Here is an 18,830-nt window from a genome sequence, read left to right on the forward strand (position 1 = left end):
TCCGAACAGCCGGCGAAAACCCTCCGGACAACCCCTTGCCACCTCGCTACTCAGTGTTACTATTTAGTGGTACTCAGTAAGACTAGATAGTGAGGGGGCAGCCGGTGGCGAAGCAGATGACCGAGATGCTCAAGGGCACGCTCGAGGGCATTGTCCTGGCGATCCTTGCGCTGAAACCCGCCTACGGATACGAGATCACGGCCCGGCTGCGCGAAGCGGGGTTCTCCGACATTGCAGAGGGCACCGTTTATGCGCTCCTGATCCGGATTGAAAAACGCGGACTGGTCGACGTTGAGAAGATCCCCTCGGAGAAGGGGCCGCCGCGCAAGGTCTACAGCTTGAATCTGCGGGGCTCCGAGTACCTCGCAGAATTCTGGAGCAGCTGGAGTTTCCTCGAGGAACACCTGGGCCGGCTCCGCCAGCTCGTTGAAAACCCGCCTCAAGAAGGAGCATAACCATGGCCGCACGATGGATTGAGCAGGTGACCGGCTCTTTTGAGGACAAAAAACGCTGGCACCGCTACAAGGAGCGGAAAGCACTTCTTCCAGCCCCCTACCGCACGGCAACGGACGGGCTGGAACGCTACATCATGTACGCGGGCGCCATCTCCAAGGGGGACGTGCTGGCGCAAATGCTGGAAGACCTCGCTGACCTGATGGAGCAGGGCGCGGCCGACGGCGTTCCGGTCCGCGGGATTGTTGGTGAAGATCCGGTGGACTTCGCCGAAACGTTTATTGCCAACTATGCGGACGGGCAATGGATCAGCAAGGAGCGCCGGCGGCTCATCGATGCCATTGACGAATCGGCCGCCCAGGACCAGGCCTAGCGGCGGCCGGCCTCCGGATTGCCGGGGACCGGGCGCTGGGAACGGGAGAAAGCCATGGATACCCTGCACGCCCCGGGACCCGCTGTTCGGGTACAGGGCCTGAAGAAGTCCTTCAAGGAACAGGAGGTGCTTGGCGGCGTCTCCTTCGAGGTCAGCCCGGGCAGCGTGTTCGCCCTGCTCGGCTCCAACGGTGCCGGCAAAACGACGCTCGTTCGGATCCTTTCCACCCTGGCGAAAGCGGACGGCGGCAGTGCCGCGGTCTGCGGGTTCGACGTCGCGGCCCGCCCCGACGACGTCCGCCGCTCGATCAGCCTGACGGGACAGTTCGCGGCCGTGGATGAAGTGCTCACCGGCCGGGAAAACCTGGAGCTGATCGCCAAGCTGCGGCATCTGGCGGATCCGGGGGAGGTGGCGGATGAGCTGCTGCACCGGTTCTCCCTGATGGAAGCAGGCCGGCGAAGAGTCGGCACCTATTCCGGCGGAATGCGCCGCCGGCTCGATATTGCCATGAGCCTGATCGGCAGGCCACCGGTGCTGTTCCTCGACGAGCCGACCAGCGGGCTTGATCCGCAGGCCCGCACCGCGGTGTGGGAGACCATACGGGACCTGGCGCGGGGCGGTACCACCGTACTCCTGACCACCCAGTACCTCGACGAGGCCGAGCAGCTCGCGGACCGGATTGCGATCCTGAACCGCGGCACCATTGTCCGGAGCGGCACGCTCGCCGAACTCCGGCAGCTCATCCCGCCGGCCAAGGCCGAATATGTGCTGCGCCAGCCCTCCCTGGAAGAGATCTTCCTGTCAGTCACCGCGCCGGGAAAGGAACTGCCATGACCACCGCCGCCGCCTTCCGTGACACCCGGGCCCTTACCGGCCGTTCGCTGCGGCACATCCTGCGCAGCCCGGACACCGTAATTACCACGGTGATCACCCCGATAGCCCTGCTGTTGCTCTTCGTCTATGTGTTCGGGGGAGCGGTCGCTACCGGCTCGGACGGGCCCTACATCAACTACATGCTCCCGGGCATTCTCCTGATCACCGTTGCATCCGGTGTGGCCTATACCGCCTACCGGTTGTTCCTGGACATCCAAGGCGGAATCTTTGACCGGCTCCGGTCCATGCCCGTGGCCAAGTCCGGCGTCCTGTGGGCCCACGTGTTGACGTCGCTGACGGCCAACCTGGCGTCTGTCGCGGTGGTGATCGGTGTGGCGCTCCTGATGGGATACCGCACCGGCGCCTCGGCCTGGGCATGGCTGGGTGTTGCCGGCATCCTCACCGTGTTTACGCTGACGCTGACCTGGCTTGCGGTAGTAGCCGGGCTTACCGCCAAAACGGCCGACGGCGCGGGGGCGTTCAGTTACCCGTTGGTTTTCCTGCCGTTTATCAGTTCTGCGTTTGTTCCCACCGATTCGATGCCCGGTCCGGTTGCCTGGTTCGCCGAGAACCAGCCCGTTACTCCCATCGTGGAAACGCTGCGGGCACTTCTGGCCGGGCAGCAACCCGGTGCCGAATTGTGGAGCGCCCTGCTCTGGCTGGGTGCCGTCCTCGCCGCCGCCTACACAGCGGCGGCCGTTGCCTACCGGCGGCGGACCGGCTGACATTCCGGCACTGCGGCCCGCACCGCGGTACCGGCGGCGGCGCCGGATTCGGGTATGGTGTGGCATGCAATCGAGCACATCGATTTGACTGACATGGGGGCAGAATCAAATGGACGAATTTCTCACCTTCGCCGGCATCACCGGAGCGCTGTTGCTGGGACTCTTGACGCTGGTCTTTTACATGATGAACCGGGCCGAGGCGAGGGAACTGAACAAGGACCCGCTTCGCCCGCCGGTGGTGGTCCGGTTCCGGCCCAAGGCATTCTTCTGGCTGGTTGCAACCATTGCCGGCGGCGCGCTGTACCTGTTCCTGGCTGTGACCATGTATCCGGTATGGAACGTGCCGAGCTACGCCGTGGGCCTGATCCTGGTGGTCCTGATCGGCGCCGTCCGTCCCATCTATGCCGCGAAGGTCGGCCAGCCGTTTACGGTCGCTCCGGCAGGGGCGACTGGGGAGGCACCGGACGGGCTGCCGCTGCCGGCACCGGCGGGCGGTGCTCCTATCCAGCAGCAGTACCCCGGCTACTACGCCGCCCCTGCCGGCACGGATGCCTTCGGGAACCCGCTTCAGGCGCCGCCCGCCCCAACTGCGCCGGTGCAGTACCCGGGCTTCTCCACGCCGTCGGACACCGGCCGTGACGCCGACGGCGGCCCTGCCCGAACCAGCTGACCCGCACGGGCTGCACAGATTCCCATCATCATTGGCGAAATTAGCCTCTCCGCAGCAGCAGGAGGCGCCATATTTTTCGGATTGTGGGAATCTGTGCAGCCCGGGTATCTACCGCCGGGCCGAAATGACTGCATGGCGGTCCCGCAAGGTGCCCGCACTGTGAGACCCGCGGCCCGGTCCCATGCGCAAACAGCCAAGGCGGACTAGGCTAGGAATATGAGACGCGCAAAGATTGTTGCCACTTTTGGACCAGCGATCGCCAGCTACGAGAATACGGTAGCGGTTCTTCGCGCGGGCGTGAATGTCGCCCGTATGAACATGAGCCACGGCGACCACTCCGTACACAACGCCACGTATGAAAACGTGCGCAAGGCCTCCGCCGAGCTCGGGATGCCCGTAGGCATCTTCGCCGACCTCCAGGGCCCCAAGATCCGGCTGGGCCGGTTCACCGAGGAACCCCACTTCCTGAATGTGGGCGATACCTTCACCATCACCACCGAAGACATCCCGGGCACCCGGGAAATCTGCTCCACCACGTACAAGGGCCTGCCCGGCGACGTGAAGGTGGGCGATTTCCTGCTGATTGATGACGGCAAGGTCAAACTCCGCGCCGTTGACGTCACCTCCACCACCGTGGTCACCCAGGTGGTAGTGCCGGGCAACGTATCCAACAACAAGGGCATCAACCTGCCCGGCGTTGCCGTGAACGTTCCCGCCCTGTCCCAGAAGGATGAGGATGACCTGCGCTGGGCCCTGAACCGCGGCGTCGACATGGTTGCCCTGTCCTTCGTACGTGACGCCGGTGACATTTCCCGCGTTCACGAAATCATGGACGAAGAAGGCCGCCGCGTACCGGTGATTGCCAAGATCGAGAAGCCGCAGGCCGTGGCCAACCTCGAGGAAATCATCGACGCGTTCGACTCCATCATGGTTGCCCGCGGCGACCTGGGTGTTGAACTGCCGCTGGAAGAAGTTCCGCTGGTGCAGAAGAACGCCATTGAGCTGGCCCGCCGCTGGGCCAAGCCCGTCATCGTGGCCACCCAGGTGCTCGAATCCATGATCGACAACCCCCGCCCGACCCGCGCCGAGGCCTCAGACTGCGCCAACGCGGTGCTCGACGGCGCGGATGCCGTCATGCTCTCCGGCGAAACTTCGGTGGGCAAGTACGCCATCGAAACCGTCGAGACCATGGCCCGCATCATCGAATCCACCGAGGAGCACGGCCTGAACCGCGTTCCGCCGCTGGGCTCCAAGCCGCGTACCCGCGGCGGTGCCATCACCCGTGCCGCCGTCGAAATCGCCGACCAGCTGGATGCAAAATACATCTGTACTTTCACCCAGTCCGGTGATTCCGCACGCCGCCTGTCCCGCCTGCGTCCGTCCAAGCCGGTGTTCGCCTTCACCCCCGTGGAGCAGACGTACCAGTACATGACCCTGTTCTGGGGCGTGGCTCCCAAGCTGGTGGACTTCGTCGAGCACACGGACCAGATGACCGCCCAGGTGGACCGCACCCTGCTCGAAGAGGAACTGGTGGAAGACAATGACCTGGTGGTCATCGCTGCCGGTTCGCCTCCCGGACAGGCCGGCTCCACCAACAGCCTGAAGGTGCACCGCGTGGGCGACATTGCCGACGCCGGCCAGCGCTACGAAGGCCAGGAGCGCATCAAGGAAAAGGTCGGCCCGTGGCCGGTCAAGGAAAGCAAGAAGGGCAAGGCCAAGGCCATCTAGCCTCCGCCGCCCGTACTGCACCTACAGGAAAGGTCCCGTCCAGATGGACGGGACCTTTCCTGTAGGTGCTTCGGTGTCTAGAAGATCAGTTGACCTGGTTGATGATGGTTTCGGCCACTTCACGCATGCTCAGGCGGCGGTCCATGGAAGTCTTCTGGATCCAGCGGAAAGCTTCGGGTTCGGTCAGGCCCATTTTGGTGGTCAGCAGCGACTTGGCACGCTCCACCAGCTTGCGCGTGGCGAACTGTTCCTTCAGATCGCTGACCTCTTCTTCCAGGGCCTTGATTTCCTCATGGCGGGAGAGGGCAATCTCGATGGCCGGAATCAGGTCCGCCGGGGTGAACGGCTTGACCACATAGGCCATGGCGCCGGCCTCGCGGGCGCGCTCCACGAGTTCTTTCTGGCTGAACGCGGTCAGCAGCACTACGGGGGCGATGCGGGCCTTGACGATCTGCTCGGCGGCGGTGATGCCGTCCATCAGCGGCATCTTCACATCCATCAGCACCAGGTCCGGTTTCAGTTCCTTGGCCAGCTGAACGGCCTTCTCTCCGTTGTCAGCTTCGCCGACGACGTCGTACCCCTCACCGGTGAGGATCTCGACAATGTCGAGGCGGATAAGGGTCTCGTCTTCAGCGACGAGAACGCGGCGGGCCGGGGCGTTGGTGTTCGACGACGCGGACTCGGTGGACTCTGACACGGGTGGCTCCTCAGGTACGGTCTCGCCTGCCGGCGGACCGGCAGTTCACGTAATCAGCCTATCCGCATGTAGAGTTGTTTTGCGTCCAACACGGCAACTACCCGTTGTTCGTGACACAGGGCACGCCCGAATGGCGGAATTGGCAGACGCGCTGCACTCAAAATGCAGTATCGAAAGGTGTGTGGGTTCGAGTCCCACTTCGGGCACCAATTGTTGAAGAGGCACCCCGGTCTTCGGACCGGGGTGTTTTGTTTTGGCTGCGACCAGCGCCCTGTACCTCGTGGAAGGATCCATCTGCCCTAGTTGTCCGAAGTGGCGGGTCCGTGCCCGTCGTCGGGATGGAGGTCAATCCCGTGGGAGGGATTGATCCGGAAATCCGTAAAGTCAACGCGCAGGTCAGCGCGGGTGGGGGAGCAGGCCATGATTCCCGCCTGGCAGGGCCGGTCCTCCAGCGGGAGATACGCGAGCCGCAGGCTGCTCCACCGGGCGCCTGGCCCCTGTGGCTCCAGATACGTCACGTGGATTGCATTGGCTTGGCGCGACAGTTGCAGGGTCACCTCATTGCTGCTGCTGCTCGCCAATGGCCTCAGCGACCAGTCCGACGTGCCGTTGGTGACCACCGTGCTCAGCTGCAGTGCGCCGTCGCTGTACTCCACCCCCGCCTTGACCCAGGTTCGCTCATTCGCCCGGATCATAAGGCCGGCCTGGTCATAGAGCGTGGTGAAGTCGCCGCTAAACGTCACGGCCACTGTGAAGTCGCCCGTCACCTCCCGGTAGAAAAAGTGTCCGCTATCCCGGATAAACCCATAGTGGGTTTCCCGCCAGAAGTCGGTCTCAAGGGCGGTATGAAGGGTTAGTGAGTCACCGGTGTCCTGCCACTTGGGCGGTTCGTTGAGCCACTTCATGCTGTTGAACATTTGCAGGCCTTCCTGACGGGTTGCTGCCGCACGGCACGCCGCGAGCTTAGCCAATAATCCCGGGCCGGGCAGCTACGGGACACGAGCCGACGCGCAAGCAGCCGGCTGGGCTAGGCTGGAGCGCGCCTTGCCCGCATACCAGCCAGAGGAGAATGATCCGCCGTGTCCGAACGGTTCCATGTAGTGCCCGCAAGTTATCTGGTCTTCCCGCAGGAAGACCGCGTGCTGCTTCAGCTCCGCCAGGGCACAGGCTACATGGACGGCTACTGGGCCACCGCAGCCGCCGGGCATGTGGAGGCGGGGGAGTCCGCCGTGCAGGCCGCTGTCCGGGAGGCCCGGGAGGAGCTCGGCATTCTCGTGGCGGCCGACGACGTCGTGCCCCTGACCGCGATGCACCGCACCAACGGGGACGGCCAGGCGATCAGCGAGCGGGTGGACTTCTTCTTCACCTGCACCCGTTGGACCGGGGAGCCGCGCATCATGGAACCCGGCAAGGCGGCGAAGCTGCAGTGGTTTGGCCTTGATGAGCTGCCCGGCGCCGTCGTACCCCATGAACGCTATGTCCTGGAGCGCCTGCGCAGCGGTGTACCGCCGATTGTCGCGTTCGGATTCGAGTACGCATGATCCACAGCGCAGGCCTCCTGCTGTACCGGCTGCAGTCGGACGGTCTCCAAGTCTGGATCGGCCACATGGGCGGGCCGTTCTGGGCCCGGAAGGACCAACACGCCTGGTCCGTGCCCAAGGGTGAATACCTGCCGGGGGAAGAGGAACCCCTGGCCGCGGCGCTGCGCGAATTCGGTGAGGAAATGGGGAGCCCGGCGCCGGCTGCTGAGTATGAGCTGCTGGGCAGTTTCCGCCAGTCCTCGAAAAAGACGATTACCGTGTTCGCCGCCGAGGCGGAATTCGCGCCGGAGCGAATAGCCAGCAACACGTTTGCCCTTGAGTGGCCCAAGGGCTCGGGCCGGGTCCGCGAGTATCCGGAGATTGACGACGCCGGCTGGTTCCCCGAGCCCGAAGCCCGGACCAAGCTCGTGAAGGGCCAGGCGCCGGTGCTCGACGCCCTGCTGCGCCGGCTGGCGGGGCAAGCCTAAAGGCTGAGGGATCCCCGGTCGGGGGATCCCTCAGCCGTTACCCCGCGAGGGTCTGCGCGTACGCAACCAGTGCGTCCCGGACAAACCGGGCACCGGAGGCGAACTCGCGGGTGTAGTGCGCCGCGAACCGTTCATCGGCGGCGTACATCTGCGCGAGGCCGGCCAGCATCTGCGGATCGAGCTGCCGCTTCCCGGCGCCGGCGGCAATCCATTCCGCGTGCCGCCGGGCAAGCTCCTGCACCTGCGCACTGTCAGGTGACAGCCCGCGGCGCTGCACGTCGTCCCAGGCATCCTGCAGGGAGGCGTGTTCGGCCGTGAATCTGCGTTTGCCGGCGTCATCCAGGGAACGCCACCACCGGTCGGATTCCGCATAGGCCTCCCGGCCCCAGCGTTCCTCCACCTCCTCGCGGTACTGCGTGGAATCAAATCCTTCAAACATCTTTTCCGCCATGATTTCCTCTCCGCCTTCCAGGGCAGCCAGGGTTGAGCGCACGGCAGCAACCTGCGCCTGCAGCCGGTGCTGTTCGGCCTGCAGCTGGACCAGATGCCGGGCCAGGGCCGCGGCGTCGTCCTGTTCACCGTGCAGGACCTTCCGGATTTGCGGCAGCCCCAAGCCCAGGCCGCGCAGCAGCAGGATGCGCTGCAGCCGCACCAGGGCGTCCCGGTCGTATCGCCGGTACCCGTTGCTGCCTACCCGGCTGGGCGGCAGCAGGCCGATGCTGTCGTAATGGCGCAGCGTGCGGGACGTGGTCCCGGCAAGCTTCGCCACTTCCTTGATGGACAGATCCATGTGCCCTCCCTTTCGCTGTATCTCCAGCGTAGAAGTTGACGCAGCGTCAAGGTCAAGCGACTGGCGAATCCGCCCGTCGGACGGCCTGCAGGCCGCCGGGCATATCCGGAGCACGGGCCGGGCGGCTACCCTCAAACGGTAGGACTGAGAACATCCCAGCAGTTGCTCCGGGAGGTATCCCCATGCCCGCACATTCAGCGCAACCGGCCGAACCCCAGTCCGCCGCTTCCGGGCGGCAACAACCGCAAGCCGCGCCCTCGCGGATAGGCGCCTACCTCTCGCCGCGCACGTGGCTGCTGCCGGTGCTGGTGCTCCTGCTCCTGGGCGGCGCCGGCACCGCGCTGTACATCGGCGGGCTGGGCAGCCCGGGGAAGAATCTGGACCACTTTCCGATCGCCGTGGTGAATCAGGACCGGGGCGCGGACACACCCGGCGGAAGCAGGGAAAACCTGGGCGGTAACATCACCGACCAGATGCGGCAGGGGTTCGACGGCTCGGATGAGATCGATCTGCGGGTGCTGTCATGGGATGAGGCGCAGGACCAGATGCGCGACGGTCAGATCCACGGAATGATGGTGATCCCGGAAACGTTTTCCGCCGATGCCCTGGCCCTGGTCAGCGGTGCCCTCAGCGACGCTGACGTGTCCCGCCCGGCCGTGACGGTCTATACCAATCCACTGGCCGGTCCGCTGGCCAGCAGCCTCGCCACCGGCGCCATCAACCCGGCCCTGGACCAGGCCAACAAGAGTCTGGGTGAACAGCTGACCGCGTCCGCCCAGACCGCCCAGGCAACGGCACAGGCGGACCTGCAACGCCGGTTGGAGGCGCTGGGCGCGGACCTGCCGCCGCAGCTGGAACAGCAGCTCGCCCCACGCGTTGACGGAACCTCCGCAGACCTGCTTGAGGATCCGATTGCCGTGACGACCACCGCCTTCGAGGAGCCACCGGAGGGCGCAGCTCTGGGCGAGGGCGCCTTCTTCTACTCGGTGCTGCTGATGGTGGTGGGTGTCAGCGGGTCAGTGTCGCTGCATTTCCTGGTGGATGCGCGGCTGGGGGTTGCGCCGGTGGAGCTGGGAACGCGTTTTGTCCTGGACCCGCCGCTGCGTCCAGGCCGCTGGGCCACCTATCTGCTGATGTGGGGGATTGTGGTGGTCGGTGCGCTCCCCACGGCCGGACTCATGATGTGGGTGGCCTCCGCCGTCGGGATGCCGATCCCGCACGGGGCGTTGTTCTTCTTCACCACATGGCTGTCCATCGTCACGGTGTCCGCCGTGACCCTCGCCCTGATCGCCCTGCTGGGCAGCGCCGGCATGATTCTGTCGCTGATCTATGTGGTCTTTATGGGCCTGCCTTCCGCCAGCGGTGTGGTGCCCCTGGAAGCGCTGCCCGGCTTTTTCCGGTTCATTGCCCCGGGTGAGCCGCTCTACCATATGACCACGGCCAACCGGGCGGTGCTGTACTTCGACGCCGAGGCGGACGCCGGGCTGCAAAGCGGGATCATTGGGATGCTGATCATCCTCCTGATTGCGGTGCTGGTGGCTTTGCTGGCTTCCCTGGTTTACGACCGGCTGCTGGGCCGCCGGGGCGCAGGACTGCCAGCGGCGGCGTAGGCAGCAGGCTTTATCCGGAGCGGGTGCCCGACGCCGGCCGCGCCCGCAGGTGGGCCCGCTCGCCCTGCGGTCCAAATAGGGCCAGGAACTCGACGGCACCGGGATCGGCGTTGTCCATCCAGTGCGGAGTGCGGGTATCGAATTCCGCGGCTTCGCCGGGCAGCAGGATCAGCTCCTGCGATCCGAGCAGCAGCCGCAGCCTGCCGCTGAGCACGTAAAGCCACTCATAGCCTTCGTGCGTCTGCAGGGAGGGTTCCCCGGCCGTGCGCCGGGCCGGGAGGATGTACTTGTACGCCCGGACCCCGCCGGCCCGCTCGGTCAGCGGGATGATGGTGGCTCCGTGCCGGCGCAGGGGCCGCATGTGTACACGGGGATCCCCGGTGGCCGGGGCGTCCACCAGTTCATCCAGGGTGACTCCGTAGGTTCGGGCCAGCGGCATCAGCAGTTCCAGGGTGGGTTTGCGCTGGCCGGATTCCAGCCGGGAGAGGGTGCTCACGGATATGCCGGTACCCGCTGCCACCCGTGCCAGCGTGGTGTGCCGTTCCAGTCGGAGGGACCGCAGCCGGGCACCGACCGCGTCAAGTGAAGTATCGGCGTCGTTCATAGGAAGAGTTTGCCATAGCGGCAAGAATATTGCTCCTGCGAAGTGCTCGGCCGGACACTGAAGGCATCGAAAACTACGTCCGGGAACGGACGGCGGAGGAAAGGCAAACTCATGGAACGAGCAGAAGAGAGCGGTACGCCGCAGGGGGCGTCCTACGACGCGGTTGTGATCGGCGGCGGTGCCGCCGGGTTGAACGGCGCGCTCGTGCTGTCCCGCGCCCGGCGGTCCGTTGCGGTGGTGGACGCGGGGGATCCCCGCAACGCGCCGGCCGCGCAGATCCACAACTACCTGGGCCGGGAGGGCGCCGCGCCGTCCGAGCTGTACGGGACCGGACGGGACGAGGTGCGCAGCTACGGCGGAACAATCCTTGAAGGACAGGCGTCCACCGTTCGGCCGAATCCAGACGGCGGATTCACCGTGCTGCTGGCCGACGGGCGGGAGCTGGGTGCGCGCCGGATCCTGGCTGCGTCCGGGGTCCGGGACATCCTGCCGGACATCCCCGGCATTGCCGGGCGCTGGGGAAGCACGGTGCTGCACTGCCCGTACTGCCATGGATGGGAGGCACGGGAGAAGGCCATCGGCATCCTGGGCACGGATATGGACGTGGCCATGCACCAGGCACTGCTGTGGCGGCAGCTGAGCGACGACGTCGTGGTGTTCCTGCACACGGCAGGGGAACCGGACGCCGGGCAGGCGCGGCAACTGGCAGCGCGCGGGATCCGGACGGTGGCCGGGGAAGTGGTTGGTGTGGAAGGCACCGGCGCCGCTGTGCGGCTGGCCGGAGGCGAACTGGTGGAGCGGGATGCCCTGGTGGTGTTTACGCGGCTGGAGGCCCGGGCGGGGTATCTGGCGGATCTGGGCCTCGTCCCGGCCGAGCAGTACATGGGGGAGGCTCCGTTGGGGACCGCCGTCCCGGCCGGGCCCACCGGAGTGACATCGGTGCCCGGCGTCTATATTGCCGGCAACCTGGCCAACCCTTCCGTGCAGGTGATTGCCGCCGCGGCGGCAGGACTGATGGCGGGGGCGGCGATCAACGCGGACCTGGTGGCTGAGGACACTGCGCTCGCCGTGGCGTCGGCCGCGGGTATGCCCGGGGTGTCCCAGGCCTCCTGACTGCCTACAAAAGGTAAACCGAGGACGGCGCCGCCAGGAAATCCCCCGGATGCGTTACGGGTGCAGCGAGCATGCCGGCGCAGGAGTCAATGAGGAAGTAACCGACGCCGGTCCAGTTCGGTTCTTCCACCCCGGCGTGGAGGCGCGCCTCGTACTCGGCGCAAACGCCCAGCACCATACCGCCGAGAATCGAGGAGCGGCCGTAGAGGACGGAAGGGGCGACGTCGCCCGCGGCGGCGTGGGTGCGGCGGACCAGTTCCTCCATCACGGGACTGGCCACCGCCGTACTCACCACTACCTCGTGCACGGACGGCGCACTGCGGATCTGTGACACGAAGCGCGCCCGCCAGCTGGGCACGGGCAGCGAAGCCAGATGCTCAACCCACGGAAGGATCATGGCCGCGAGCAGGTCTGGCAGGGCCGCATCGGGCGGCAGGGTCTTCAACAGCTCGGTCCGACGCCGGTTGGTGTCCTCCAGGTGCCGCGTTGCGAGCGTCCGCAGCAACTCGTCCCGGCTGCCGAAGTGATAGGCGACGGCGGAATGGTTGGCGGTGCCGGCGTGTTCGGCAATCCGCCGGTTGGACACCGCGTCGATGCCGTAGCGGGCAAAGAGTTCCTCGGCCGCGTCCAGCAGTACCGCGCGTGCCTTGTCGCCGTGCTGTCCCATGCCGCTCATCCCTCTTCCAGACGCTGTTCCGCACGTCGATTACTGATTTTACGCCACATGGCGTAATTTTGACGAGTTGGTCCCACTGACCCCGCCCGGGCCGCATCCGGCCCCCGGCGCACTTCGCACCACCTCGTATATTCAGCACAGGAGCACGTTCTTGACCAATTCTTCCCCTACCTCCACCGACTCCCCGCCGGAGAATGATCCGGGAGCGGAGCCAGCTCAGGAAACGGAAAGCCAGGACCTCGAAGCCGCCGCCGCAAAGCGGGCCAAGGCTGAGAAGATCGGGCGCTACGTCGCCATGTTCCTGATGCCCCTGCTGATGGTGTCCATGCTGGTGGGCGGCTACCTGGCTGCCATGCACTCACCCACCCCGCACAACGTGCCGATCGCCGTCAGCGGCTCCGCCCAGCAGGCGGACCGCTTTGCGCAGGCACTGGAATCCGCAAACGCCGACGCCGTCGATGTCCGGACAGTGGACTCTGCCGACGATGCCCGCCAGCTGGTGCTCGACCGCGAGGTCAGCAGTGCCGTTGTGCTGGGTGACGGAACCGCCACTCTCTACACTGCCGGTGCCGCCGGCGCCTCCCAGTCCAGCACGGTCACCGCACTGCTCGCACCCCAGGTGCTCGCCTCGGGCCTGACCCTGCAGACCGAGGACCTTGCTCCGCTGCCAGCCAATGATTTGGCTGGCCTGGGCGCAATGTTCATGACCACGGCCCTGATGCTGGCGGGCTACATGCCGTTGAGCCTGGCCCTGTCCAACTCTCCGGAACTAATGCGCTTCCGTCGCTTCGTTCCGCTGCTGGCCGGCTGGTCCGCACTGATCGCCGCCCTGGTCTGGACCGTCGTCGGCCCGATCATGGGGATCGTCGAGGGCCACACGGCCGCCGTCCTGGGGATCAGCTGGCTCGCCGTGTTCTCGGTGGGCAGTGCGCAGCTGTTCCTGACCCGCATCCTGGGTCCGATGGCCGTCCTGGTGGGCATGCTGTTCCTGATGGTGCTGGGCGTTCCCTCCTCCAACATGAGCATGTCCGTACACACCATGCCCGGTCTCTACCCGTTCCTGCACAGCTTCCTGCCCGCTGCAGCCACCGGTGAATCCCTGCGGTCCGTCCTGTACTTCGACGGAAACGGCGCGGGCCGGCACCTGATGGTGCTGGTCATCGGCGCCGTGGCAGCCCTGCTGCTGACCCTGGGCATTGATGCCATGCGCCGCCGCAAGGGCAAAGACAAGCCCCTGGCCGTCAACGTTGCATCCCTGCACGGCGGGCCCCGCCCGAAGAACCGCGCCTGGCGCTACGTCACCCTCGGCTTCCTGCCGCTGATGATGGTAGCGATGATGCTCTCCCTGATGCTGGGCGCCATGTACCAGCCCACGCCGCGGGACATGCCCGTCGCCGTCGTCGGCGCCACCACCGAACAGGCCGAGCAGGCAGTTGCCGGGCTTGAAGAGAACATGTCCGGGCTCTTTGACCTGCGCGCCATGGACTCCGCCGATGAAGCGCGGGACCAGGTCCGGGACCGGACCATCACCGCCGCCTATGTGCTGCCTTCGGCCGAGAATCCGAAGTCCACCCTCATTGCCAACCAGGCTGCCGGCATGAGTGCCCAGCAGGTGGTCAACCGTGTCTTTACGCAGGTTGCCGCCGGTCAGCAGATGCAGCTGACCACGGAGGACGTGGCACCCCTGCCGAACAAGGACTCAATGGGCATGTCCACCATGTACATGGCCATGGGTTGGATCATGGCAGGCTTCATGATCATCATTGTTGGCTCCACAGCACAGCCCGCGAGCCGTCCGCTGCGCAAGCTCGTGCCGATTACGGCCGGCTGGGCCGTGGGCTACTCGGCTCTGCTGTGGGTCATAGTCTCCGTCTTCGTAAACGCCATCGACGGCCACTTCCTCGCCCTTTGGGGTACCGGCGCCGTGGCAATCTTCTGCGTCGCGATGTTCACCGCGGTCCTGGAACGCCTGATCGGCATGCTGGCCATCCTTCCAGCCATCGGCATCCTGATGTTCCTGGGCATTCCAGCCTCCGGCGCGGCAATGTCCATTTACATGGAGCCGGAGTTCTTCCGCGTCCTGCATGATTACCTGCCGATGCCGGCAGCGGTCGAAGCCATCCGATCCATCCTGTACTTCGGCGGCGACACGGTGGGTTCACACCTGCTGACGCTGGGTATTTGGGGCGCTGTTTCCCTGGTGGTCGTCATGATTATCGACCGCATCAAGCCGCCCCGGGACGAAGCCTGGCCCACGGAAGAAGCACCGGTGGAGCCTGCCGCAGACAACGCCGCAGACCGCCCGGAGCCGGTCCGCGCCTGATTGACCGCAGTTCCGCAGCCGGCAACGGCTGAGGCAGGGCCCGCCACCAACGGTGGCGGGCCCTGCCGTTTAATGCGGGGGAGCCGCAGCCGTTCCTGCAGATCCGTTCCTGCCGGCCTGTCACAGAACCGGTCCGGCCGGTGTCCTATGTTCGGGCCGGCAGCCGCCGGTGCTGACGGACAAGGTAAGGAGCAAGCCATGGGCAGCACAGTACTGATTGTGGGCGGAGGATACGCGGGGGTGATGGCCGCCAACCGGCTCGCTGCCGCGCAGCGTCCGGGCCTGGCGGTCCAGCTGGTCAATCCCCGGCGGCAGTTCGTGGAGCGGATCCGGCTGCACGAATATGCGGCCGGAAGCCGTGAGGACCCCACTGCGGCCTTCGAGTCGCTGCTGCACCCGGCGGTCCGGCTGGTGCACGGCAGCGCAAAACGCATCAACGACGGCGACCGGACCGTGCTGCTAGCAGACAGCCGGACAATGCCCTGGGACTACTTGGTGTACGCCGTGGGATCCGGACACTCGACGGTACCTGCCGGGGCATTGGCAGTGGACCGGCTATCCGACGCGGCGGCGGCCCGCCGGGAACTGGCAGCCCTGGCGCCGGGCGCGGGGGTGGCCGTGGTGGGCGGCGGATTGACCGCCCTCGAGACGGCCGCGGAAACCGCCCGCGCCTTCCCGCAGCTGCGTGTGGCACTCTACAGTGCGGGACCGATAGCACCACGGTTCGGGGAGCAGGGCCGCCGGGCGCTGGAACAGCGGCTCCGCCGGGCCGGGGTGCAGCTCCATACCGGCAGTCCCGTTCCGCCCGACGGCGACGTCCGCCGTCACCTGGGCGCCGGCGTCGTGCTGTGGTGTGCCGGGTTTGCCGCACCGCCGCTGGCAGCGGTGAGCGGGTTGCCGGTGAACGGAGAGGGCAGGCTGCGCGTGGATCCGACCCTGCAGGTGCCCGGGCACGGGAGGATCTACGGCGCCGGCGATGCTGCGGTGATTGACCGGCTGGAGTACGCCTATTTGCGGATGTGCTGTGCCGCGGCGATGCCCATGGGGGCCGGCGCCGCCGGCAACATCCTGCGTTCCCTGGACGGCGCCGCGGGTGCGCGTCACGACAGCGGGTTCCGCGGCGTCTGCGTTAGTCTGGGCCGCAGCGACGGAGTGGTCCAGTTTGTGGCTGCGGACGATTCGCCGGCCCGCCTGCACCTGTCCGGCAGGACGGCGGCGGTCCAGAAGGAAATAATATGCCGCATGACGCTTCGGTGGATCCGCGGCGAAGCTAAACGAAGCGGAGCATACACATGGCCAACCGGTCCGAAGATGCAGCCCTCGGCGCCGGCGGTGCAGGCCCAGACGAAGGGCTGAGCAGCGGTCTCCCGGAGCGGAACTCCCAGTTCCTGAACCACCGTGCGCTGGTGTTCACGATTGCCTACGACATCCTGGGGACCGTGGCCGATGCCGAGGACGTGGTGCAGGAATCCTATTTGCGCTGGCGGGCGGTGCCTGAACCAGTGGCTAATCCGCGGGCCTACCTGGCGCGGATAGCCACCCGGCAGGCACTGAATTCGCTCCGCGCAGCCAGCAGGCGGCGCGAGGACTATCCGGGCGAATGGCTGCCCGAACCTTTGCGCACCGGCCCGGACGCGCTGGCGTCGGACCCGGAATCCGCGGCGCTCACCGCCGGCGAGGTGTCCACTGCCATGCTGGTGGTGCTGCAGGCCCTGACCGGCCCGGAGCGGGCTGCGTTCCTCCTCCACGACGTCTTTGACTTCGGTTATCCGGAAATTGCCGCAGCCCTGGACGCCGGCGAACCCGCGGCGCGGCAGATGGTCCACCGGGCACGTGTCCGGCTCCGGTCCGGCACGCCCCGGACGGCTCCGGATACCGGTGAGCACCGCGCCGCCGTCCAGCGGTTCCTCGCAGCCGCCATGACCGGGAAGGTCCAGTCCCTGCTGGACCTGCTGGCTCCGGAGGTGGTGTTGGTGTCCGACGGCGGCGGCAAGGCCAGCGCGGCGCTGCGGCCGGTCCACGGCCCGGAGAAGGTGGCGCGGCTTATGCTCGGTCTGGTCGGCAAGTACGGGGCCGGAGCAGTGCCGGAGTTCGTCGAACTCAACGGGCTGCCCGCCGTCGCTTTCCGGGAGGCGGGCGCGGTCACCACGGTTTTCCAGCTGGGGCTGTCCGGAGACGGCCGGGTGCAGGCGGTCTTTGCCGTCCGCAACCCGGACAAGCTGCTGCGCCTGCAGGGGTAATTGCCCTGGGATTTCCTGAGCGGGAAGCTTTCCGGGCCGGAACCCGGCTAGACCTGCAGAACATCCCACGGAGTGTGACTCGTGTGCCTTGTGGGGAAACACCAGCCCCAGGTGCCCCAGAGCGTGGGAAAATCTGCTCACGTCAAGGCAGCACGGGCGTGGGGACGCCGGGCCGCCAGTGCCGACCGCTGTCGAGGCCGGCAGATTCGGTACTAGTGTGTGATGCGGACGGCTGCCGCATCCGGGGGCCATAACGAAGGCAGGCTTCCGTGGCTCCCAAGACCATTGTGATCACCGGCGCCAGCGACGGGATCGGTGCCGCCGCGGCCAAGCAGCTGGCGAAGAAGGGCCACCATGTGGTGGTGGTCGGGAGGTCCCGGGAGAAGACTGCTGCAGTGGCCGGGCAGACCGGCGGCGAGTACTGCTTGGCCGACTTCGCGGAGCTGGACAGCGTGCGGAACCTCGCCTCGGAACTCCTGCAGCGTTACAGCCGCATTGACGTGCTGGCGAACAATGCCGGAGCCATTTTCGGCAAGGAACGGCAGGTCACCGGTGACGGGCATGAGATGACGTTCCAGGTGAACTACCTGGCCCCGTTCCTGCTCACCCGGTTGCTTACCGACCGGATCATTGCCTCCCAGGGCACGGTCATCAACACCTCCAGCGTGGCCAACCGGATCTTCGGGCACGTGGACCTTGAGGACCTGGAAGAGGAAAAGAACTACAACCCGCGCAAGGCCTACGGCGACACGAAGTTGGAGCAAATCCTCTTCACGGAGGAATTCGACCGCCGGTACCGCTCGCACGGCGCCACTTCCACGGCCTTCCATCCCGGCGTGATCGGCTCCAGCTTCTCCAGCTCCGAGGGCTCTGCCATGCGTTCGCTCTACCAGGCTCCCTTTGTACGCCGCCTGTTGCCCACCCCGGAAAAGGGAGCCCGCACCTTGCTCTTCCTGGCCGAAGGCACACCGGGGGAGGACTATCCCACCGGCCGTTACTTTGAACGCTGCAAGGTGGCTCGCCCGAACAAGCAGGCCGGCGACGCCGCGCTGGCCCTGGGCTTGTGGAACCGTTCCGTGGCGATGCTGGAGCCCTAGGGCCGGAATTCCGCCGAACCGCCCAGCACCGAACCGCCCAGTACCGAACCGCCCAGTACCGAACCACGCAGCACCGTGGCATCCATGGCCCGGCGCCGCCGCACCGCGGGAACCAACCCGGCCGCGGCAAAGCTGTGCGAGAGGCCTTCGACCTGGCCGGCGGCGCATTCCACCAGCAGCACGCCCGACGGCGCCAGCCATGCCGGTGCCTGCGCAGCGATCCGGGACAGGACCGCGAGGCCGTCCGGGCCGCCGTCGTGCGTCACTTCCGGCTCGTGGAGCCGTGCTTCGGGCGGAAGCATCGCGAGCTGCCCCGTTGGCACATAGGGAGCGTTGGCCACCACCAGGTCCACCCGCCCGCGCAGCCCGCCGGGCAGGGCGTCGAAGAGGTTCCCCTGCAGCACTGTGGCACGCGCGTCCAGGTTGCGCTGTGCGCAGGCCACCGCGGCCGCATCGATGTCCACGGCGAAAATTTTGTCCGGGTCAGCACGGCGGGCAATCACGGCACTGACCGGGCCGGCGCCGCAGCACAGGTCAACGACGACGGCGCGGGGCCGCTCCACCAGTTCGGTCAGCGCCAGCCGGGCCAGGAATTCGGTGCGGCGGCGCGGAACGAACACTCCATCGCCGACGTTCAGGCGCAGGCCGCAGAACTGAGCCCAGCCCAGCACATACTCCAGCGGCCGCCCGGCGGCACGCTCGGCGAGCATCCGTTCCAGTCCGGCGTCGTCCGCCGCCTCGGCCAGCAGCAGCGCGGCCTCTTCCTCGGCATAAACACAGCCCGCGGCCCGGAGCAGCGCAACAACGCGGCCGGCACCGGCCGGCGCAGGAGCTCTTCCCATGGCAGGAG

The 18,830-nt window shown here is 66.6% G+C and carries 20 protein-coding genes and 1 tRNA gene; 15 read left to right on the forward strand and 6 right to left on the reverse strand.

Annotated elements, in window-relative coordinates:
• Positions 1-104 precede the first annotated feature (104 nt).
• The 6 genes from QNO06_RS08345 to pyk all read left to right on the forward strand — a co-directional run bounded on the left by QNO06_RS08345 (position 105) and on the right by pyk (position 4,822).
• On the forward strand, positions 105-455 hold the full coding sequence (locus tag QNO06_RS08345; protein WP_283996746.1) for a PadR family transcriptional regulator: 351 nt from the start codon (positions 105-107) through the stop codon (positions 453-455).
• Positions 456-457: 2 nt separating this feature from the next.
• On the forward strand, positions 458-826 hold the full coding sequence (locus QNO06_RS08350; RefSeq protein WP_227911166.1) for a DUF1048 domain-containing protein: 369 nt from the start codon (positions 458-460) through the stop codon (positions 824-826).
• A gap of 54 nt (positions 827-880) precedes the next feature.
• Positions 881-1,660 (forward strand): ABC transporter ATP-binding protein, encoded by a 780-nt coding sequence (locus QNO06_RS08355; protein WP_227911167.1) that lies wholly within the window; start codon positions 881-883, stop codon positions 1,658-1,660.
• Positions 1,657-2,424 carry an ABC transporter permease gene (locus QNO06_RS08360; RefSeq protein ID WP_227911168.1) on the forward strand — a complete coding sequence of 256 codons (768 nt, stop codon included), beginning with the start codon at positions 1,657-1,659 and terminating at the stop codon, positions 2,422-2,424. The genes QNO06_RS08355 and QNO06_RS08360 overlap by 4 nt, the downstream gene beginning before the upstream one ends.
• 109 nt (positions 2,425-2,533) lie before the next feature.
• On the forward strand, positions 2,534-3,094 hold the full coding sequence (locus tag QNO06_RS08365; RefSeq protein ID WP_227911169.1) for a hypothetical protein: 561 nt from the start codon (positions 2,534-2,536) through the stop codon (positions 3,092-3,094).
• A 216-nt stretch (positions 3,095-3,310) separates the two neighbouring features.
• Positions 3,311-4,822, forward strand: a complete 1,512-nt coding sequence (gene pyk, locus QNO06_RS08370; RefSeq protein WP_227911170.1) for a pyruvate kinase — start codon at positions 3,311-3,313, stop codon at positions 4,820-4,822.
• Positions 4,823-4,907: 85 nt separating this feature from the next.
• On the opposite strand, the gene QNO06_RS08375 is transcribed toward pyk, so the two are convergent.
• The gene (locus tag QNO06_RS08375) at positions 4,908-5,519 is read right to left on the reverse strand and encodes an ANTAR domain-containing response regulator (protein ID WP_227911171.1); all 612 of its coding nucleotides are present in this window, start codon (positions 5,517-5,519) and stop codon (positions 4,908-4,910) included.
• Positions 5,520-5,643: 124 nt separating this feature from the next.
• Here QNO06_RS08375 and QNO06_RS08380 point away from each other — a divergent pair.
• Positions 5,644-5,728 (forward strand) — tRNA-Leu (locus tag QNO06_RS08380).
• Positions 5,729-5,818: 90 nt separating this feature from the next.
• Here the strand turns inward: QNO06_RS08380 and QNO06_RS08385 are convergent.
• Positions 5,819-6,436, reverse strand: coding sequence for a DUF1349 domain-containing protein (locus QNO06_RS08385; protein ID WP_227911172.1), 618 nt, complete (start codon positions 6,434-6,436; stop codon positions 5,819-5,821).
• A gap of 162 nt (positions 6,437-6,598) precedes the next feature.
• Between QNO06_RS08385 and QNO06_RS08390 the strand changes: the two genes are divergently transcribed.
• Together QNO06_RS08390 and QNO06_RS08395 are read left to right on the forward strand one after the other, a co-directional pair.
• Entirely contained in the window at positions 6,599-7,060 is a 462-nt protein-coding gene (locus QNO06_RS08390) for an NUDIX hydrolase (protein ID WP_227911173.1), read from the forward strand.
• Positions 7,057-7,527 (forward strand): NUDIX hydrolase, encoded by a 471-nt coding sequence (locus tag QNO06_RS08395; RefSeq protein WP_227911174.1) that lies wholly within the window; start codon positions 7,057-7,059, stop codon positions 7,525-7,527. Before QNO06_RS08390 ends, QNO06_RS08395 begins: the two co-directional genes overlap by 4 nt.
• Positions 7,528-7,564: 37 nt before the next feature.
• Here QNO06_RS08395 and QNO06_RS08400 read toward each other — a convergent pair whose 3' ends face one another.
• Positions 7,565-8,317 (reverse strand): MerR family transcriptional regulator, encoded by a 753-nt coding sequence (locus tag QNO06_RS08400; RefSeq protein WP_227911175.1) that lies wholly within the window; start codon positions 8,315-8,317, stop codon positions 7,565-7,567.
• Positions 8,318-8,499: 182 nt separating this feature from the next.
• Between QNO06_RS08400 and QNO06_RS08405 the strand changes: the two genes are divergently transcribed.
• Complete coding sequence (locus QNO06_RS08405) at positions 8,500-9,927, forward strand: ABC transporter permease (protein WP_227911176.1); 1,428 nt, start codon at positions 8,500-8,502, stop codon at positions 9,925-9,927.
• Positions 9,928-9,937: 10 nt separating this feature from the next.
• On the opposite strand, the gene QNO06_RS08410 is transcribed toward QNO06_RS08405, so the two are convergent.
• The gene (locus QNO06_RS08410; protein WP_227911177.1) at positions 9,938-10,531 is read right to left on the reverse strand and encodes a helix-turn-helix domain-containing protein; all 594 of its coding nucleotides are present in this window, start codon (positions 10,529-10,531) and stop codon (positions 9,938-9,940) included.
• 111 nt (positions 10,532-10,642) lie between these two features.
• On the opposite strand from QNO06_RS08410, the gene QNO06_RS08415 reads away from it, so the two are divergent.
• The gene (locus QNO06_RS08415) at positions 10,643-11,644 is read left to right on the forward strand and encodes an NAD(P)/FAD-dependent oxidoreductase (protein ID WP_227911178.1); all 1,002 of its coding nucleotides are present in this window, start codon (positions 10,643-10,645) and stop codon (positions 11,642-11,644) included.
• A gap of 4 nt (positions 11,645-11,648) precedes the next feature.
• Here the strand turns inward: QNO06_RS08415 and QNO06_RS08420 are convergent, their stop codons facing one another.
• On the reverse strand, positions 11,649-12,320 hold the full coding sequence (locus QNO06_RS08420) for a TetR/AcrR family transcriptional regulator (protein WP_227911179.1): 672 nt from the start codon (positions 12,318-12,320) through the stop codon (positions 11,649-11,651).
• A gap of 151 nt (positions 12,321-12,471) precedes the next feature.
• Here QNO06_RS08420 and QNO06_RS08425 point away from each other — a divergent pair, with 151 nt between their 5' ends.
• The 4 genes from QNO06_RS08425 (at position 12,472) to QNO06_RS08440 (ending at position 17,980) form a co-directional block, all read left to right on the forward strand.
• Positions 12,472-14,643, forward strand: a complete 2,172-nt coding sequence (locus QNO06_RS08425; protein ID WP_227911180.1) for an ABC transporter permease — start codon at positions 12,472-12,474, stop codon at positions 14,641-14,643.
• A gap of 198 nt (positions 14,644-14,841) precedes the next feature.
• Positions 14,842-15,999, forward strand: coding sequence for an NAD(P)/FAD-dependent oxidoreductase (locus QNO06_RS08430; protein ID WP_227911181.1), 1,158 nt, complete (start codon positions 14,842-14,844; stop codon positions 15,997-15,999).
• Positions 15,936-16,883, forward strand: coding sequence for an RNA polymerase sigma factor SigJ (gene sigJ, locus QNO06_RS08435; RefSeq protein ID WP_227911182.1), 948 nt, complete (start codon positions 15,936-15,938; stop codon positions 16,881-16,883). The genes QNO06_RS08430 and sigJ overlap by 64 nt, the downstream gene beginning before the upstream one ends.
• 269 nt (positions 16,884-17,152) lie before the next feature.
• Entirely contained in the window at positions 17,153-17,980 is an 828-nt protein-coding gene (locus QNO06_RS08440; RefSeq protein WP_227911183.1) for an SDR family NAD(P)-dependent oxidoreductase, read from the forward strand.
• Here QNO06_RS08440 and QNO06_RS08445 read toward each other — a convergent pair.
• The gene (locus QNO06_RS08445; RefSeq protein ID WP_227911184.1) at positions 17,977-18,822 is read right to left on the reverse strand and encodes a putative protein N(5)-glutamine methyltransferase; all 846 of its coding nucleotides are present in this window, start codon (positions 18,820-18,822) and stop codon (positions 17,977-17,979) included. The two genes, QNO06_RS08440 and QNO06_RS08445, sit on opposite strands and share 4 nt — an antisense overlap.
• Positions 18,823-18,830: the final 8 nt, after the last annotated feature.

Origin of the sequence: Arthrobacter sp. zg-Y20, assembly GCF_030142075.1 — a bacterium.
Taxonomy (GTDB): Bacteria; Actinomycetota; Actinomycetes; order Actinomycetales; family Micrococcaceae; genus Arthrobacter_B.

Coding starts and splice junctions, on each gene's coding strand:
- QNO06_RS08410 (WP_227911177.1), bottom strand. CDS start 10,531: ATGAACGACGCCGATACTTCACTTGACGCGGTCGGTGCCCGGCTGCGG.
- QNO06_RS08385 (WP_227911172.1), bottom strand. CDS start 6,436: ATGTTCAACAGCATGAAGTGGCTCAACGAACCGCCCAAGTGGCAGGAC.
- QNO06_RS08400 (WP_227911175.1), bottom strand. CDS start 8,317: ATGGATCTGTCCATCAAGGAAGTGGCGAAGCTTGCCGGGACCACGTCC.
- QNO06_RS08365 (WP_227911169.1), top strand. CDS start 2,534: ATGGACGAATTTCTCACCTTCGCCGGCATCACCGGAGCGCTGTTGCTG.
- QNO06_RS08415 (WP_227911178.1), top strand. CDS start 10,643: ATGGAACGAGCAGAAGAGAGCGGTACGCCGCAGGGGGCGTCCTACGAC.
- QNO06_RS08360 (WP_227911168.1), top strand. CDS start 1,657: ATGACCACCGCCGCCGCCTTCCGTGACACCCGGGCCCTTACCGGCCGT.
- QNO06_RS08430 (WP_227911181.1), top strand. CDS start 14,842: ATGGGCAGCACAGTACTGATTGTGGGCGGAGGATACGCGGGGGTGATG.
- sigJ (WP_227911182.1), top strand. CDS start 15,936: ATGGCCAACCGGTCCGAAGATGCAGCCCTCGGCGCCGGCGGTGCAGGC.
- QNO06_RS08445 (WP_227911184.1), bottom strand. CDS start 18,822: ATGGGAAGAGCTCCTGCGCCGGCCGGTGCCGGCCGCGTTGTTGCGCTG.
- pyk (WP_227911170.1), top strand. CDS start 3,311: ATGAGACGCGCAAAGATTGTTGCCACTTTTGGACCAGCGATCGCCAGC.
- QNO06_RS08405 (WP_227911176.1), top strand. CDS start 8,500: ATGCCCGCACATTCAGCGCAACCGGCCGAACCCCAGTCCGCCGCTTCC.
- QNO06_RS08350 (WP_227911166.1), top strand. CDS start 458: ATGGCCGCACGATGGATTGAGCAGGTGACCGGCTCTTTTGAGGACAAA.
- QNO06_RS08395 (WP_227911174.1), top strand. CDS start 7,057: ATGATCCACAGCGCAGGCCTCCTGCTGTACCGGCTGCAGTCGGACGGT.
- QNO06_RS08420 (WP_227911179.1), bottom strand. CDS start 12,320: ATGAGCGGCATGGGACAGCACGGCGACAAGGCACGCGCGGTACTGCTG.
- QNO06_RS08355 (WP_227911167.1), top strand. CDS start 881: ATGGATACCCTGCACGCCCCGGGACCCGCTGTTCGGGTACAGGGCCTG.